This window comes from Marinifilum sp., assembly GCF_965230805.1.
GTDB lineage: Bacteria > Bacteroidota > Bacteroidia > Bacteroidales > Marinifilaceae > Marinifilum.
The window spans coordinates 3,326,146-3,343,103 of record NZ_OZ246019.1 but is presented as its reverse complement, the minus strand read 5'-3'; the positions used below and the strand labels follow the sequence as shown (position 1 = coordinate 3,343,103).

Annotated in this window: 13 protein-coding genes; 5 read left to right on the top strand and 8 right to left on the bottom strand. The window is 36.6% G+C overall.

Translation table 11 applies throughout. The features are described 5' to 3' along the window. Positions 1–140: 140 nt before the first annotated feature. The 5 genes from ACO05S_RS13465 to ACO05S_RS13445 all read right to left on the bottom strand — a co-directional run bounded on the left by ACO05S_RS13465 (position 141) and on the right by ACO05S_RS13445 (position 8,462). Positions 141–695 carry an RNA polymerase sigma-70 factor gene (locus tag ACO05S_RS13465; protein ID WP_421918528.1) on the bottom strand — a complete coding sequence of 185 codons (555 nt, stop codon included), beginning with the start codon at positions 693–695 and terminating at the stop codon, positions 141–143. An 847-nt stretch (positions 696–1,542) separates the two neighbouring features. After that, entirely contained in the window at positions 1,543–2,670 is a 1,128-nt protein-coding gene (locus ACO05S_RS13460; RefSeq protein WP_421918527.1) for a glycerate kinase, read from the bottom strand. Between the two features lie 148 nt (positions 2,671–2,818). After that, entirely contained in the window at positions 2,819–4,105 is a 1,287-nt protein-coding gene (locus tag ACO05S_RS13455) for a TolC family protein (protein ID WP_421918526.1), read from the bottom strand. Positions 4,106–4,152: 47 nt separating this feature from the next. Further along, positions 4,153–7,317 (bottom strand): efflux RND transporter permease subunit, encoded by a 3,165-nt coding sequence (locus ACO05S_RS13450; protein ID WP_421918525.1) that lies wholly within the window; start codon positions 7,315–7,317, stop codon positions 4,153–4,155. A gap of 23 nt (positions 7,318–7,340) precedes the next feature. Next, positions 7,341–8,462 (bottom strand): efflux RND transporter periplasmic adaptor subunit, encoded by a 1,122-nt coding sequence (locus ACO05S_RS13445; protein WP_421918524.1) that lies wholly within the window; start codon positions 8,460–8,462, stop codon positions 7,341–7,343. 235 nt (positions 8,463–8,697) lie between these two features. On the opposite strand from ACO05S_RS13445, the gene ACO05S_RS13440 reads away from it, so the two are divergent. From ACO05S_RS13440 to ACO05S_RS13420, 5 genes are all read left to right on the top strand, one after another. Then, positions 8,698–8,970, top strand: coding sequence for a DUF493 family protein (locus ACO05S_RS13440; protein ID WP_421918523.1), 273 nt, complete (start codon positions 8,698–8,700; stop codon positions 8,968–8,970). 74 nt (positions 8,971–9,044) lie between these two features. Next, on the top strand, positions 9,045–9,314 hold the full coding sequence (locus tag ACO05S_RS13435; protein WP_421918522.1) for a LysO family transporter: 270 nt from the start codon (positions 9,045–9,047) through the stop codon (positions 9,312–9,314). 23 nt (positions 9,315–9,337) lie between these two features. Next, positions 9,338–9,943: a lysine exporter LysO family protein gene (locus tag ACO05S_RS13430; RefSeq protein WP_421918521.1), complete on the top strand. Its 606-nt coding sequence runs from the start codon at positions 9,338–9,340 to the stop codon at positions 9,941–9,943. 538 nt (positions 9,944–10,481) lie between these two features. Continuing rightward, complete coding sequence (locus ACO05S_RS13425; RefSeq protein ID WP_421918520.1) at positions 10,482–11,864, top strand: aminopeptidase P family protein; 1,383 nt, start codon at positions 10,482–10,484, stop codon at positions 11,862–11,864. 169 nt (positions 11,865–12,033) lie between these two features. Then, positions 12,034–13,329 carry a S28 family serine protease gene (locus ACO05S_RS13420; protein WP_421918519.1) on the top strand — a complete coding sequence of 432 codons (1,296 nt, stop codon included), beginning with the start codon at positions 12,034–12,036 and terminating at the stop codon, positions 13,327–13,329. Between the two features lie 69 nt (positions 13,330–13,398). Here ACO05S_RS13420 and ACO05S_RS13415 read toward each other — a convergent pair whose 3' ends face one another. From ACO05S_RS13415 to ACO05S_RS13405, 3 genes are all read right to left on the bottom strand, one after another. After that, the gene (locus tag ACO05S_RS13415) at positions 13,399–14,814 is read right to left on the bottom strand and encodes a flotillin family protein (protein WP_421918518.1); all 1,416 of its coding nucleotides are present in this window, start codon (positions 14,812–14,814) and stop codon (positions 13,399–13,401) included. 42 nt (positions 14,815–14,856) lie between these two features. Beyond that, positions 14,857–15,441, bottom strand: a complete 585-nt coding sequence (locus tag ACO05S_RS13410) for a hypothetical protein (protein ID WP_421918517.1) — start codon at positions 15,439–15,441, stop codon at positions 14,857–14,859. A gap of 184 nt (positions 15,442–15,625) precedes the next feature. Further along, on the bottom strand, positions 15,626–16,942 hold the full coding sequence (locus ACO05S_RS13405; protein WP_421918516.1) for a TldD/PmbA family protein: 1,317 nt from the start codon (positions 16,940–16,942) through the stop codon (positions 15,626–15,628). Between the last annotated feature and the right edge of the window lie 16 nt (positions 16,943–16,958).

The window sequence follows — 16,958 nt, the reverse complement described above, 5'->3', positions numbered from 1 at the left end:
AGACTTTATTTTTGAAATCGGGGTGAAGGGAATAGGTTATTTTTTAAAAAAAGTTACTGAATATAAGCGAACAATCTTTACAAAGCACTAGTTACAAGGACATTCAGGAAGGGATCTAAATTAAATGAAATGTGGTATTATTAAAGAAAATGATAGAACTCTACCAACAAGAACACTACATATTGTTCGCCAAAGATCTCGCGAAGTTTACGAAAAGCAAGTAATTTATGTGTTTTAACGGTGTTAATACTCACATTTAACTCTTCAGCTATTTCTGGATTCGTTAAGCCATGTAAGTTCAAACGCACAACTTCACGTGCTTTCTCAGGTAGTAAGTCTATTGCTCCTTCTAACTGTCGGTAGGTTTCCTCACGAACAATTTCGTTCACAACATAATCATCCTCGATTTGAACTTCTTCATTCAGTTCTTGGGTAAAACCTATTCTTTTTTGTCTTTTTAAATGGTCGAAACAGTTATTCTTGGCAGCAAGATAGAAGTACACCTTCATTGATTTCTCTGATTCGAATTCGACAGACTTGTTCCAAATCTTCACAAAAACATCTTGCACCAAATCTTTAGCCAAATCTTCATCCTTAACAAATTTATTAGTGAAAACGCACAAGGAAGGAAAGTAGGAATCAAATACTTTCTTGAAATCTATTTCGCGGATTTTTATCTTAGAATTCGGTGCCATCAAATATGTTAGGTCGTGTAAGTAATGGGTTGTTGCAACAAATGTAAAAGAATTGATTGAAATTTAAAATTTAAAGTAAAATTGGAGGTGCATTTTTTACCAAAGATTTTACCCTAATGCAATGGAGAATAATCTGATATTCTCATTTAATTGAAGTTGTCAATCTAAGACAAAGAAAATTTTCAGTAAACCAATAGCTTTACTTTTAGTGGGAAAATCATGAAAATTCCGAACAACAAAGTCGTCCAAAAAGTAAGTTTAACGTGGGTTCGACGTAAAATTCTATCCACAGAAAGTTATATTTGCGATAGATTTGCATTAAAAATTTGGAAAGAATAGCGGGCTATTTTGAGGAATTTTTAATGTGAAGATGTCATAAAGAGAACTTTCTATTATGTGTTTGCCTGCTTTCGGCATAAATCTCCTCAAATCTTCTTGAAATATCCCGATATTCCTTCGAAAATTTGAGAAAATTTCTATTCAAAATCAGTGCAAACTGTGAACAAATTTTACGTCGAACTCACGTTAAGTTTAAAGTATTTCGTCTCATATTGAACAAAGTAAAACATCTGATTCTCTAAGCTAGAAATTCTTCGCTTTACTGCTAATGGCTTATTTTAACAAGAGGCTTAACACAAACAAAATGCAAAATATCGTATTGTTATCATTTCTATAAAGAATGGCAAGAAATCTCTTTAGAACCAGATTTCTCAGTTGTAACTACTTCGAAATGACAATTCTAGTTTTCTATCATTGTCTCATTTTGCGGATTAAGACTCATAATAACAATAATGTTTCTCTTTGGGGATATCCTTTTATTATATTCAAGTCAACCCATAGAAATTTATCATTTAACTTTCAACTTCTTACCGAACTCCTCTGCTGCCATTTTTAAATATTTTCCAGCACTTTGCATGGAATCATCAAGATTTTTGGCATAAGCTGATGTTTCAGCGATGTATTCAATCTGAATTCTACTTCTTTCTTCTTCCGACAAATCAACACTCCCGCAAAAGAGAGCCAAGTTTTGTTGCTCAATTGAATCCAATACACCACGAATCACTTTACCTGAAAAAGTCTGAGAATCCAATTTTCCCTCTCCGGTAATAATCCAATCAGCGGTTTTTATTTTTTTGTTGAAATCGGCCACATTTTTTATTAGTTCGATTCCTGACTGTAATCTCGCATCTAAAAAAAGGATACTACCTGCCCCCAAGCCCCCTGCTGCACCTGCACCTTTTATATTCTGCAGGTCTAGCTGAAATTGTTTTTTTGCCATTTCGTTAAAAGCACGAAGACCTTTGTCTAATTGCTCAATCATTGGTCCACTCGCCCCTTTTTGCGACGCATACACATAAGCTGCTCCATGGGAGCCAAATAAAGGGTTATCTACATCGCATGCCACTTCGAATTTTACATCCTTAATTTTGGGATGAACTCTGGTATTATCAGTTCTCTTTACCCGTTTCAAATCTTTTCCCAGGCCGATTAACTCGTTCTGGTCTTTGTCGAAAAAGCGATATCCCAAAGCTTTTGCCATTCCTATTCCCGCATCGTTTGTAGCACTTCCTCCAATCCCCAAAATGATATGATTTACACCTTTATCCAAAGCATCTTTTATCAATTCTCCCGTTCCGTAGGTACTGGTGTTTAAAGGATTTGCTTCATATTCTGTCAATAATCGAATTCCTGATGCTGCTGCCATCTCAATAAAAGCTATTCCTTTGGTCTTCGAATACCAATAAGAAGCATTTACTTTCCTTCCCAAAGGATCTTTAACCTCCACTGAAATCATTTTTCCATTTAAGTAATATTGCAGAACCTCAACAGTTCCATCGCCTCCATCGGCTAAGGGTAGTTTCTCAATTTGAACATGGGGTGCCTGTTTTTTAATGCCAATTTCTATGGCTTCGCACACCTCAAGACCTGAAAGTGAACTTTTAAATTTATCGGGAGCTATTATTATTTTGGTCATTCTCTCCTGGAATCATCACGAAAGAAATACAAGCTTGGTACCTCTATCATTTAGTGCAATACAATTGATTAGGAAGGTGAAAGAACACGAGCATCAGATCATACCCCTTTTATCATGACATAAGCCTCCTTCTTATGTCCTTTTGAGTTTATTCGTTTAATATTCCTCCAGTTAATCTTACCAGCGAGGTTCTGGACTGTATCAAATTAAATATGGCATTTAAGCGAGCCAATGCTACATTCTGATATACAATCTGAACATCGCGGTAGTTAAAAGAGTTGATGCTTCCCGATTCGAATTTGTCCTTTGAAATGGACAAATTCAATTCAGCTGCTTCCCGATTCTCTTCCGCCAACAAATATATTTCCCTTCTAACCTGATACAATTCAAAATTCTGAGCCAATGTATTGGTCAAGCTGTGTTTTAAATCTTCTGTTTCGATTTTGGCAATTTCTTCCTGAATTTTTGCAATCTGCATGCTTCTGCGATTAGAGTTCCCATTAAAAATCATATAGCTTAAGCTAAGATTTGCATACAGATTGTGAGAATCTGTTGTATTTGCCGATATGCCTTTAAGTTTGTTCCTAATTCTGTTTGCCTGAACTCCTGCCCCCAAGTGCAGACTTGGAAAATAATTGCTTCGTGCCAACTCAACATCTCTCCTTAAAATCATCTCCTGTATGTAACGATTTTTAAGATTGTTATTATTACTTAACATCTTATCCAGCAAATTCCCCAATTCATATTCATCGCTTACAGGTAAAAACTCATCGGTAAAATTGTATGTTTTGCTTTCTTTTACACCCAATAAAAAATTCAAATCACGCACAGCATTATTAAAATTAACTTCTTGCAAAAGGTAGGAGGATCGATCTTCGAGCCAGGAATTTTTCGATTGCAAGACATCGTAGGTTACCGTACTCCCCAATTCTTTGCCAATCTTACTTTTCTCATATCTGTCGGAAGACAATTTCATGATTTTCTCACTTACCTTTAGTCTTTCCTTTTCAAGCAGAATTTTGTAATAGGCTAAAATGATCAATTCGATTCTGTTTTCGATTGCAATCAGGGTATTTCCTCTCGATAGTTGCTCCAAATCGTTAAACTTATCCTTTCGGATTTGCACTGCAAAACCTTCAAAAATTGTCCAGTCCAAATCAAGCGAAGGAGTTAAGCTCAAACGGGTAAAGTCATTGTTATCATTGTAGTCTTTTACTCCTCGCCCTTGCAGGTTAAACTGAATGCGAGGATATCGCCCCACATTTCCCCATGCATTGTTTAATTCAGAAATCTTTTCCGATTTACGGATGATTTTCAATTCATAGTTATTTTCCAGACCAACTTGAATTGCTTTTGACAAACTTAATTCTTCCTGAGCCATCAGACTTAAAAAGAAGAAATTAAACAATAGTATTAATGATATCTTTTTTATCATCTTTTGCTTTTTATAATGCCTCGAAGAAACTGATTTCTTCTAAATTATTAATCTAAACTTACTTTTGATTCTCTTACTTTAGGCTCGACATCTCTTGGAGCAATTTTTTCACCTTCCCAAAACTGCTTTAGGATTCTCTTGGTATCATTTAATACGATAATAAGAACAGGGAAAAACAGTAGCAGAAAAATGGTTCCAATTAGTACTCCATATGCCAAAGCAATTGCCATTGGAATTAAAAACTTAGCTTGAAATGATTTTTCCAATATAAGAGGATACAAACCTATAGATGTGGTGATAGTTGTAAGCACAATAGCTCTAAACCTGGCTTTACCTGCTGCTTTCACTGCGGGGATGGGTTCCAAACCTTCCTGAATCAGGGAATTGTATTTAGACAGGAACACTACTGCATCATTAATAATAATCCCTGATAATGCTACCATACCCCAAACACTCAACATAGATACAGGCGATCCCTCAATCCCATGCCCCCATGCAGAGCCCATAAAACCTAAAGGAACCATCATTAAAACAATTAATCCTTGGGTGAAGCTTCTGAAATGGATCATTACAATAAAAATGATAATCATAAATGCTATGGAGAAATACAGTTTAAGCTCCTCTCCATCCTCTTTCGACCTCTTTTCCTGTCCTTGATATTCGGCCCTAACCCCAGGAAATTTATTATTGAGTTCAGTTAGAACATTATCGCTAATGTATTCGAGAATAGGCGGAACCGGTTCATTTGGATCCAATAAGTCAGCCTCAACCCGAATTTCACGAGATCCGTTGTAGCGTTGAATACTAACTGGTCCGCGTTTGATATCGTACTCCACCAATTCCGAAAGCGGAAATACACCTTGAGGAGTTCGAATTCTCATTTCTTCCATTTGACCAATAAAAACCCTGTCGCTTTTGGGATATCTTACCCAAACTTTAATTTCGTCCTTGCCCTCTTGTAAACGCTGTGCCTGACCTCCAAAAAATCCCTGTCTGATTTGCGAAGTAATTGACCTAAGATTCATTCCCAAATAATAGGCCTTTGGTTTTAATCTCAAGCGAACCTCCCTACTTCCCAATGGATTGTTATCGCTAATATTGTATAAAGAAGCCATCTGTCGCAATTCATTCTGAAAAAAATCATTCGCACGATTCAATTCATCTAAATCGTTAGCCAATAAACTAACAGATACAGGTGCTCCCCAACGATTAAAGGCTCCTATGGTAAATTTTTCTGCTTCGGGAACATTGCCGATTATCTTTTTTACCCTATTGGAGATTTCAAAACTAGATACGGGAGCGCCTTCCATATCGCGAAGCATAACTCCTAAATTTCCTGCATGTGGCCCGCTCTCTTGTCCTCCAAACGAATTACCTGTAGATACTGTTGTATATTTGATGAAATTCGTTGTATCGTTAAACTCTTTCATCAATTCATCATTTACTTGCCAAACTAATTTTTCGAACTCTTTTAAATAAGAAGTGGTGATATCCTTATTGCTTCCCGGCTTAAATGCAATGTTAATATTAAATGAATCAAATGGAAGGTTTGGAAAAAAAGTACTTTGAATCAAACCACCACTAAATAATCCATAAGTTATTAATAGAAGAGCAATAGGGGTTGATACTACAAACCAACGCCAAGCAACAATCCAATCTAATAACCGCACATAAACCTTATCGCGTACATGAACAATCCCATTTTCAATCCTTTTTCTGAATCGATTAAATGCATTTGCCTTTTTCTTTGCATTTAAAACCACCTCATTGCCAACATGACTGGGAAGCACAAATAAACTTTCGAACAAAGACAAGCCAAGACATGCACAAACAACAAATGCCATTTCGAAAAGAAACTCCATATTGCCTGTGATTAATAACAATGGAGAAAATGCAACCATAGTAGTTGTAACAGATGTTAAAACCGCCGGAACCACCTCTAAGGTTCCATCAATTGCCGCTCTTCTGGGACTTTTCCCTTTTTCGAAATGTGTATAAATATTTTCTCCGATTACAATTCCATCATCAACAAGAATTCCAATAATTAGGATCATCCCAAATAAAGAAATCATATTAATGGTAACCCCCATTAAATTGGCCAGAATAAACATCCCCAGAAATGAGGCTGGAATTCCCCAGGCTACCCACAAAGCCAGGCGAAAACTTAAAAACAGTGATAAGGACAATACTACCAAAGCCAATCCATATCCACCATTCTTGTACAACAAATTAAGACGCGATTTCAACAAGTCAACAAAGTTAAATGTTACTAACATCTGGGCGTCGTGGTGTTGGGCATTAAATTCTTCAACGTAATCACTACAGAAATCCGAAATTTCTTGTAAATCTTCATTATTTAATTTGTTTATAACAATTCCAACCGAAGGATTATTATTAACATATGTGGAGTTAGGAACATCCTGAAACTGAAAATGAATATTTGCAACATCTCTTATTCGCAGATAAGTTCCATCGGGATTGGCTTTTAAAATGATCTCGCCAATTTTATCAGGATCAACCGAGCGATTTCTGGTTCTGATCAGTATCTCTTCCACTTCATTTTTAATGGTTCCTCCCGAAATGTCAATATTATTATTTGCAATCGCAGTTGATATTTCGTTAAAACTTAGATTATATCTACGCATATTATCTTCGTTCACCTCAACCGAAAGTTCCAACCTTGGGAAACCTGACAAACTAATTTGAGACATTTTTTTTGAACGCATCAAATCGTCGTAAATTCTATCGGCATACTTTTTTAGTGTTATTAAATCCACATCTCCGGATACCACCATTCGTATGGCTGGCGTGGTAGACCTTTGCTTGGCAATTACAGCCTTTTCGGCTCCTGTTGGGAAACTTGGTATGCCATCAACTGCATTTTTTACATCGGCCAATGTTTCATCTAAGTCATAATCTCCTGTTGTGGTAATTGTTACTCTGGCAAATCCCTCGGAAGAAACAGAATTCATCTCTTTAATCCCTACAATCCCTCTTATGGCATCTTCAATTCTTGATGTGATTCCTTCTTCCACTTCTTTTGGACTGGCGCCGGTAAATACCATCGAAACAGTAATTGTTTTCGATTCTGTTTGAGGGAAAAATGATTTCTTCATGAATACCAAGGATGTAAGCCCTGCTATTAACAACAATGCAATTATCATTTTTCCGTAAAACGGATACTTTACAAATCGTGATACAATCTTTTCCATCTATGGTTGTTTTAGAAGAAAATCTAGTTAATAACTTTCACTTTCATGTTATTCGAAGCTTTAACCGGAAGATCAACAACTAGTGCTTGCCCCTCTTTAAGCCCATTAAAAACCAAAGTATTATCATTTAATTTGATCACATTGATTTTCATTTCCTGAAGCAAATCATCTTCAACAACAAATACTTTATTGTTCCTAAACACAGCATTTCTTGGAATCTCCATTGCATCCTCAATGATTTTTCCATTGAAGCGGGCAGTCAGGAATTGTCCTTGATACAATTCAGCTCCATTCTCATTATTTATTTTCACAAAAACGGAAACGGACTGTGTTCCCTGATCCACGAAGTCTGATTTACGAATCAATGTTCCCGTTGAGATCACACTCCCATTCGAATCTAAAACATCCACTTTATCATTCACTTTTAACCACTTGATATCTTTCGACTCAACCGGAACCTGTAATTCCAAGTTATCAGACTCTATAATTCCTGCTAATTTCGAACCCATTCCTGCAACCGAACCCACCTGCGTATTCACTTCTACAAAAGAGCCATTAAAGGGAGCATAAATCCTTCTTCTCTCAAGCTTTACCTCGGCACTTTTTATTGCATAATAATCTCCTATTATATTTCTACTCGCCATAAAAACTTTTTCCTGATCGGATTTTACTTCAGGCAAATCCGAAATATTCTTATCCAAATCAATGGAATTAAAAAAGTCCATCCATTTTTGAAAATTATCGGCATAATCAACTTTGATATCCGGCAGGTTTTCTGCCAATTTGTTTAGAAACCTACTTTTTTGAGCTCTTAAATCCATTCGAGCATCTTTGTCGTAAATCTTTATGAGTAAATCTCCTTTTTTAAATTTTTGACCCACCTTTAATGGAACACCGCTTTCGATAATGCGTCCTGCTACTTCGGAGCTCAAATTTACCTCTAAGTTCGAAACCAATCTCCCCTTTTCAACAACAGGTGTCTCTATTGATGTGTATTCAACTGTTTCCACTTTTACAATGGGCAATTTTGTACGATTCAAATTTTTTTCAGGATCTTTTTTCATTCCCTTCAACAGAGTGGAAACAATTCCTGCCAATGCAATGCTTGTAATAACCAACAGGACAATTATAATCTTTCTATTCATATATACAGAATGTTACGGATGGATTTAAATGCTTTGTTTATGAAAATATAAAGATAAGATTTATGATAGTATTATAATTTATGAATTGAGAATAAAAATCTTAATGAAGCGTTAAATCTCTCACATGCTCTTGCGCCTAATTCATTCATGGCCTTCAATTAAAATACTAGCTTATTATCAATTAAAGCATAAAATATTTTCCCATTTTTGTGCCATCAATCTATAATACAGAAATATGGATCAAGATAAATACAACAAAATAAAACAACATTTAATTGAGTCGACCAACTGGCCTTCGATGTACATGTTTAAATTCATTGTCCCAAATAATGAAGATAAACTAAATGCAGTAAAGAACTTGTTTCCTAAAGACACCGAATTTACCTATAAAACTTCGCGTGATATTCGCTTTATAGGCGTAACGGTAAAAATGATGATGGATTCGGCGGAGGATGTGATCGAGATCTACTCAAGAGCACAAGGCATTAAAGGGATTATGTCTCTGTAGAAATAATAGCGGAAGTGTGATCAAGCACTAAAAATTACCTAAATTAACAGCACTTAACAAATAGAGCAAAGCAAATGGTTACCGTTCTACTATTAATGACAATGGGTATTATATTGGGATTATTCCTAGGGAAGTTTCCTAAAATCATTAAAGGGCTTGATAAAATGATCACATACTCGATTTATTTACTGCTTTTTTTGCTTGGCATTGGTGTCGGTTTAAACGATACGATTATTGACAACCTGCATACAATTGGTTGGCAAGCTTTAATCCTTACAATAGGTGCGGTGTTGGGTAGTTTAATATTCGCATATATCACCTATCAACTATTTTTTAATAAGTAAATAACTATTGCCAATTACAAAGCATGAAGAACAGCCTGATTATACTCGGATTTTTTGCATTAGGATTAGTTTTAGGGCTTACAAGATTTTTACCAGAGGTGATCATGGAATCTGATTTCTCACTTTATGCCCTTTACCTTCTGATGTTTTTAGTGGGAATAAGCATTGGCGCTGATCGATCATCATGGAGAGTAATCAGGGAAACCAATATTAAAATCGTGCTTGTACCCTTGTGTGTAATTGTTGGCTCATTATTTGGTGTTGGTATCATCTCCATATTCACACCCGAAATACAATTAAAAGAAGCTTTAGCAGTTGGTGCTGGTTTTGGCTACTATAGTTTATCATCCATTTTTATTACTCAAATAAGCGGCGAAACCTTAGGTGTGATTGCTCTTCTATCAAATATCTTACGCGAAATTATAACATTGCTTGCTGTACCGATTTTTGTAAAATACTTTGGAAAACTTGCCGGAATCGCATCGGGTGGAGCTACCGCAATGGATACTACTCTCCCTATTATCTCAAAATACACTGGTAAAGAATGGGTTGTCATTTCGGTATTCAGCGGAATTGTACTAACAATTCTGGTTCCTTTTCTGGTTCCATTCATTCTGGAAATATTGTAATACCGGTGTTTATCCTACCTTAAAAAATATCGACCTTGCTAATGCTATATCTCAAATTTGTGCCTTGGCTAAACTCAAAATTCTAAAAACAATTTGAGACGCATTTGTTTATAATTTCCCTTCAATTGTCAGTTGGAAGCCACAAGATCAAAACAACGGCTAAAATATTCTTTATCGGAATCTGCTTATTAAAGCATTCTGAATAGGAATATTCCAATTTGATCTTTCATTAAATGATGAAAGCCTAAAAGATCAAACTTTTGGTTTATAGAGGTACAAGCTGAGTTCGACATAAAATCTTTATATCTTACTCAGCTTATTTGCGTTTTTTTTCTAAATTTACCCATTACAAATCCATGTATGATTTTATTTAACAAACACATAACGCACTACAATAATTCGTACAAAGGTCTGTACGAATGCTGGATTTGTTAATTCCCCCCTGATCGCATTTTAATTTCCGAATTATTCAACTTTTTTACATTCTATGGAGTTTTTCTATCCTAGAATAAACTAATGTATTTTAAACCTAATCCTTATGTTTGCAAAAAAAACGTATCAAAAACGAAGAGAACTTCTAAAATCAAGTATTCAATCGGGCATTTTACTATTCTTAGGTAACGACGAATGTGGTATGAACTATGCCGATAACACTTATCATTACCGACAAGACAGTACTTTTCTGTACTTCTTTGGATCTGACTATGCCGGTTTGAATGCGATAATCGATATCGATGAAAACAGAGAAATTATATTTGGTGATGAATTAAGTATCGACCATATCGTTTGGATGGGTACACAACCTACCATTAAAGAAAAAAGCGAAGCGGTTGGAATTCATGAAACAAAACCAAGTCAGCTACTTAAAAAGTATTTGGACCAAGCCATTGCAAAAGGAAGAAAGGTTCATTACTTGCCTCCTTATCGCCCTGAACATCAAGTAAAACTATTTAACTGGCTGCAGATACAGCCAGATCAAGCAAATCAAAAATCATCTAGCGAATTCGTTCAGGCGGTTGTTAACCAACGGAATTATAAATCGGAGGAAGAAATTATTCATATAGAAGAAGCGGTTAACATTACAGCCGATATGCATTTAGCTGCTATGAGAATGGCTAAACCAGGCATGAAAGAGTATGAAATTGCTGCTGCTGTGCAAGAAGTGGCAGTACGAGCTGGTGGACAGCTTTCATTTCCTACCATTGCAACAATAAACGGACAAACACTTCACAATCATTATCATGGCAATACATTAAAAAGTGGTGATATGCTTTTGATTGATTGTGGCGCAGAAAACAGAATGCATTACGCAGGTGATATGTCGAGCACTTTCCCAGTTGACAAGACTTTTACCCAACGACAAAAAGAAATATATCAAATTGCATTAAATGCGCACGAGGCTGCTGTTGCCGAACTAAAACCCGGTGTAAGATTTAAAGATATTCACCTTAAAGCCAGCAGAACCATTGCCGAAGGAATGAAACAAATGGGTTTCATGAAAGGAGATCTGGATGAGGCTGTTCATCAGGGTGCTCATGCACTATTCTTCCAATGTGGAATAGGGCATATGATGGGAATGGACGTTCACGATATGGAAAACCTTGGCGAAGTGTATGTGGGATACAATGGTGAAGCAAAAAGTACACAATTCGGATTAAAATCTTTACGCCTTGGCAGAGAATTAGAACCCGGATTCGTGTTGACCATTGAACCCGGAATTTATTTCATTCCTGAACTGATTGACATGTGGAAGGCAGAAAACAGATTTGCTGATTTTATCAATTACGATAAAGTAGAACAATACAAAGATTTTGGAGGATTAAGGAACGAAGAGGACTTCTTAATCACTAAAGATGGTGCCCGATTATTAGGAAAACCTATACCTAAAAGCATTGAAGATGTAGAGTCTCAAAGATCATAATAAGATGAGTTCGATTTGAATACTCCTAATTCATACACAGTAGCGCAAAGGCTTTCATGGATAATCAACAGACTTTTAGTGTTTAGTTGTTAACTGTTAGCTATAATAAATCAACACTAAAAATTGTTGAAATATAAACTTGCCTTTGGCTACTAAACCTAAACACAATATGAACAAATTAACAACTAAATTTTACTCGCTTCTTTTTGTAATCAGTATTGGATTTGCTGCATGCACTCAACCTTTAAGTCTGGAACAAAAATTAATACAGCTTCCGAATGTAACAGTTCAAAAAATAACAGGAGATACAACTTTTAGCGAGTATTTCGAAATCTATTTTACCCAACCATTAGATCATGAAAATCCTGATGCCGGAACTTTTAAACAAAGGGTTTTGCTGGGACATCAGGCATATGATAAGCCTATGGTTGTTGAGCTACAAGGATACAATATCTGGACAGAAAAGGCGGGTGAGTTGAGTAAACTTTTACATGCCAATCAATTGATTATTGAGCATCGCTATTTTAAAAATTCAATGCCCGATAGTATAGACTGGCAATACCTGAATATCAAACAAGCTGCAGCCGACCAACACAAGATAATTCAAGCTTTAAAGAAAATATACAAAAGCAAGTGGCTTACTACTGGCATCAGTAAAGGTGGACAAACAACCATTTATCACCGCTTTTTCTACCCAAATGATGTTGATGTAAGCGTCCCGTATGTTGCTCCTCATAATTTAGCTCGCGAAGACAAAAGAATACATCAACACCTGGCAAGTGTTGGTAGTAAAGAATGCAGAGATAAAATTTACCAGTTTCAGTTGGCTTGTTTTAAGAACAAAAAAGAAATCTTACCATTAGCCAAAGTTTTTGCCGAAAACAAAGGCTACTCTTTTTCTATGGGACTGGAAAAGGCTTTAGATTTGAGCATACTTGAATATTCATTTGCCTTTTGGCAATGGGGTAATACAAAATGTGAGGATATTCCATCTTCCGATGCCACCTCTCAAGATCTGTTCAATCACTTGCTTCGTGTTTCGGGTATGGATTTTTTTGATGAGAATAGTCTGAAGCCTGGCTTGGCATTTTATCATCAAGCCTTAACTGAAATAGGCATGTACAGCTACGAAGTTGAACCTTTCAGACCATACATCAAGTACAAAAAAGATTTATGCTTTGATCATGTATTCCCGAATGAACCAATTAGGAAGTTTAATCCGGAATCTATGCAAAAGGTAAATCATTGGTTACAAACTGATGCAGAAAAAATGCTTTTCATCTATGGAGAATGGGACACATGGTCGGCCACTGCTGTTGATTTAAAAGGCAAAAATAAATGCAAAAAGTTTGTAAATCCGGAAGGAGCGCACCGAACTCGAATTAAAAGCTTTCCTCCTGATATGAAAAATGAAATTATCAAGACATTGGAAGAATGGCTGGAGATAAGAATTGAGAATTCCTGATAAAAGAAGAATAGAAAAGGAGCTCCAATTGATGCTCCTTTTCTACTTAAATCTGGATATTTTTTATTCCTATTCTTTGTTTTCTTTGTCAGAAACATCTTCGAAGTCAACCGTTTCCTTATTCAATTCTACCTTTTTCCCAAGGTAAGTTGGCAATTCCATGCCTGCCATTTTAAATAGCTCTTCCATTGGAGGAATTGATCCCATCATGCCTTGCATAAAGTTAGCTGTGGATGTCTTGCCATCTTTACCATTGCCATTTTCCCAAACAGTAACCTTATCAATCTTGATGTTTTTGATTGCTTCAACCTGGGTAGAAACCAATTCCGGTAACTTATCAGCGATCATTAACATTACAGCATCTTTGGCATCGCTACCGGCAGCATTTACAATCTTATCGAAACCTTCAGCCTGCTTACTTAAAATCTCATAAATACCTTTTGCTTCCGCTTCCATCTTCATGTAAATTGCATCCGCTTCCCCTTTCGCATGACGACGGGTTTGCTCTGCAATTGCTTCCGCTGCAATCTCAATTTTTTCTTTGTCAATTTGTGCAGGAACAACAATATCAGCAGTCTGCGATGCTTTATCTCGAATTGCACGGGCTGATTCTGCTTCCTTTTCTGCCGAATATGCTTCCTCTAATGCACGTGCCGTAGCCACTTTCTCGGCAGCGGTAGCCAAACGTTCTGCTTCCGCTTCTTTTTCACGTCTGCCCGCATCAGAATTTGCAATGGTAATCTTCGCTGTATTCTCCCCTTCAACAGCTGTTGCATCTGCAGCAGCAACCTGTACTCTTTGTTCTTGCAATGCATTTGCCTCTCCAATAGAACCATCACGATTTTTCTCGGCTACGCTTTTCTTTGCATCGTTTATTGCTTTGGCAGCGGCTTCCTTTCCAAGTGCATCGATATAACCCGATTCATCATTGATATCCGTAACGTTTACGTTGATCAGTTTCAAACCAATCTTTTTCAGTTCAGCCTCTACATTTGAAGATACCGCGGCAAGGAATTTATCACGATTGCTGTTGATCTCTTCGATATCCATAGTCGCAACTACCAAACGCAACTGACCAAAAATGATATCTTTAGCAAGATTACTAACATCCACTTGAGATAGTCCCAGAAGACGTTCAGCAGCATTGGTCATAACACCTGCTTCGGTCGAGACTCCGACAGTAAATCGTGAAGGAACATCAACACGAATGTTTTGCTTACTTAGGGCATTGGTAAGATTGATTTCGATCGAAATAGGAGTAAGATCAAGAAATGCATAATCTTGAATAATTGGCCAAACAAATGCGGCTCCACCATGAATACACTTGGCTGAGCGCGATTCGGTTCCTGCGCCTTTACCAACTTTACCATACACAACCAATACTCGATCGGATGGACATCGCTTGTATCTTTTAAAGAATGATACGATTAGAACAAATACGAATATTACTATAGCAGTAATCAAAAGAACAATATATTCTCCCATAATGTTTTGTTATTTAATTAGATTATTAAAATTAGTAATTGATTAACCTATTGGGTATACAACAAGAATTTGATCGTTTAAGATCTCGATAACTTCAACAACAGCTCCTGTTGAAATATCATTTTCGGCATCGGTAATGGCATCAAGGGTTTGTAGTCCCTGCACTTGAATTTGAACTTTTCCCATTCCTTTTCTTCCTGCGGGAATGGTAAGATATACATTACCCACTTTACCTATGGCATTATTTAGATTTAAGGTTCCTTCCTCGGTCAGTTTTCCCATAAAATACATGATTGAGGCCATAATTACCATCATGATCAGACCGGCTATGGTAGCAATAAAAGTTGCCAATCCAGGACCAAAGCCCATGTGCAAACAGATGATTCCGGTCCAACCAAAAATGGTAAAAAAGGCAATCAGGTTCTTCAGCGTTAGAAACTGAAAATCTATACCCCCATCACCGGAAACATCTGCATCGCCATCAGCAGCCATATCGTCCACATCTCCACCGAGAAAAGTCATAAGCATCTGAATAAGAAACAGAACTGAAAATGGAATGGAGATTCCCCAGAATATCTTTTCAACGATATCCATGGCACTCCACCAGTCAGAAATTTGTAGTATCATAATTATTGATTTTGATTCGATCTAAAATAGTAAGAATTCTTCACCTAAGCGTGATTATGCTTAGCTGTTTTTTGCTTTTTAGTCGTATTCTAAATTTCACATGTTTTTGATTGAGTTTTAACTGATAAAAAAAGTGGTATCCTCCGCAAAGAATGCCACTTCATCTATTTTTACTTGTTGGTTTTTACAATCCGCTAAAGTCAATTCCTTCAAACAGCATACTTGGTGTTTGCCACGAACGATCGATTAAAGGATCATTCCCAACAGCCACCAACTGATTCCACATTTCCTTGTGATTACCTGTGATATTCATTCCTGAAATTGGATGAATAATTTCACCATCTTTTACATAGAACCCTTCAACTCCCACCGAGAAATCCCCGGTAGCAGGATTGGAGTTCCCTCCATTAAATCCGGTTACAAAAATACCTTCTTTCATTTCTCTGGTTAAGCCAAATATATCTTTGTTTCCTTTTTCGAAAATCAAATTGGAAGGAGAACCTGTTGTAGGTGTCATATCTAACTTTTTGCCATAGTAATTTCCTATATAATAGGTACGCAAAATCCCTTTTTCAACAACAGTTATTTCTTTTGCAGCCAAACCATCTCTGTCAAACAAGCGAGAATTACGTCCCGATTCAATAAATGGATTATCAATAATACTTAATTTGTCCGAAGCTATCTTTTGCCCAATTTTACCTTCCATAAAGGAACGCTTTTGCTGCAAATTGTAACCATACAATGGATCAAGGAATGATCCGAATACACGTCCTACCGTACGATTTTCGATTAACATGTCCATTTTTCCAGATTTGATTTTCTTGGCTCCAATTTTCTGCAAAGCTCGCTCAACAGCATATTTCCCAATTCCATCCGGTTTTAATTGATCCCAAAAGCGTGTTGCCATATAATGACCTGCCGAAGGTCTGCTATCTCCTCCATTTATCGAGGCACTTGCACTAAGATAAAAAGAAGTAGATTCGTTAAATCCTTCTACTCCATTACTCATCACCATATAGCCACGTGATGATCCATCGCCATACGAACCAGAAACCGTAATAATTCTATCGTCCATTCCAATGGTTTCAGCTTCTACTTTCATAGCCGCTTCAATCTTTTCACGAGGATCAAGCTTATCGTAAGCCGAGTCGGACAGTTTCAAATCACGCTCGTCGCCATTGTAACAAAGGTCACGATTGGGTAATGATCTATATTTATCTTCTGCCAAATAATTGGTAGCTAATATTGCCTCTTTAATGAATCTTTCCAGTTCCGTTTTATTCAATCGATTGGTTGAGTGAGAAGAGTATCTGCCATTTACATACAAATTAATACTCAATCCACTTTCAATGGACTCCTGAATGGTTTCAATCTTCTGATCCCTAATTTCAATATCAGACTGCTTTGAGTCGTATACAGAAACGTATACTTCGTTAGCACCATTTTCCTTTGCATATTTGGAAGCCCAATGGGCCAATTCCATTTTTTTATTGTCTTTCATTGATTCGTCTGTTTAA

Bases quoted from the DNA above. Each gene is read 5' to 3' on its own strand.
- ACO05S_RS13420 (WP_421918519.1), top strand. From the start codon at position 12,034: ATGAACAAATTAACAACTAAATTTTACTCGCTTCTTTTTGTAATCAGT.
- ACO05S_RS13430 (WP_421918521.1), top strand. From the start codon at position 9,338: ATGAAGAACAGCCTGATTATACTCGGATTTTTTGCATTAGGATTAGTT.
- ACO05S_RS13425 (WP_421918520.1), top strand. From the start codon at position 10,482: ATGTTTGCAAAAAAAACGTATCAAAAACGAAGAGAACTTCTAAAATCA.
- ACO05S_RS13460 (WP_421918527.1), bottom strand. From the start codon at position 2,670: ATGACCAAAATAATAATAGCTCCCGATAAATTTAAAAGTTCACTTTCA.
- ACO05S_RS13435 (WP_421918522.1), top strand. From the start codon at position 9,045: ATGGTTACCGTTCTACTATTAATGACAATGGGTATTATATTGGGATTA.
- ACO05S_RS13455 (WP_421918526.1), bottom strand. From the start codon at position 4,105: ATGATAAAAAAGATATCATTAATACTATTGTTTAATTTCTTCTTTTTA.
- ACO05S_RS13440 (WP_421918523.1), top strand. From the start codon at position 8,698: ATGGATCAAGATAAATACAACAAAATAAAACAACATTTAATTGAGTCG.
- ACO05S_RS13445 (WP_421918524.1), bottom strand. From the start codon at position 8,462: ATGAATAGAAAGATTATAATTGTCCTGTTGGTTATTACAAGCATTGCA.
- ACO05S_RS13405 (WP_421918516.1), bottom strand. From the start codon at position 16,942: ATGAAAGACAATAAAAAAATGGAATTGGCCCATTGGGCTTCCAAATAT.
- ACO05S_RS13465 (WP_421918528.1), bottom strand. From the start codon at position 695: ATGGCACCGAATTCTAAGATAAAAATCCGCGAAATAGATTTCAAGAAA.
- ACO05S_RS13415 (WP_421918518.1), bottom strand. From the start codon at position 14,814: ATGGGAGAATATATTGTTCTTTTGATTACTGCTATAGTAATATTCGTA.
- ACO05S_RS13450 (WP_421918525.1), bottom strand. From the start codon at position 7,317: ATGGAAAAGATTGTATCACGATTTGTAAAGTATCCGTTTTACGGAAAA.
- ACO05S_RS13410 (WP_421918517.1), bottom strand. From the start codon at position 15,441: ATGATACTACAAATTTCTGACTGGTGGAGTGCCATGGATATCGTTGAA.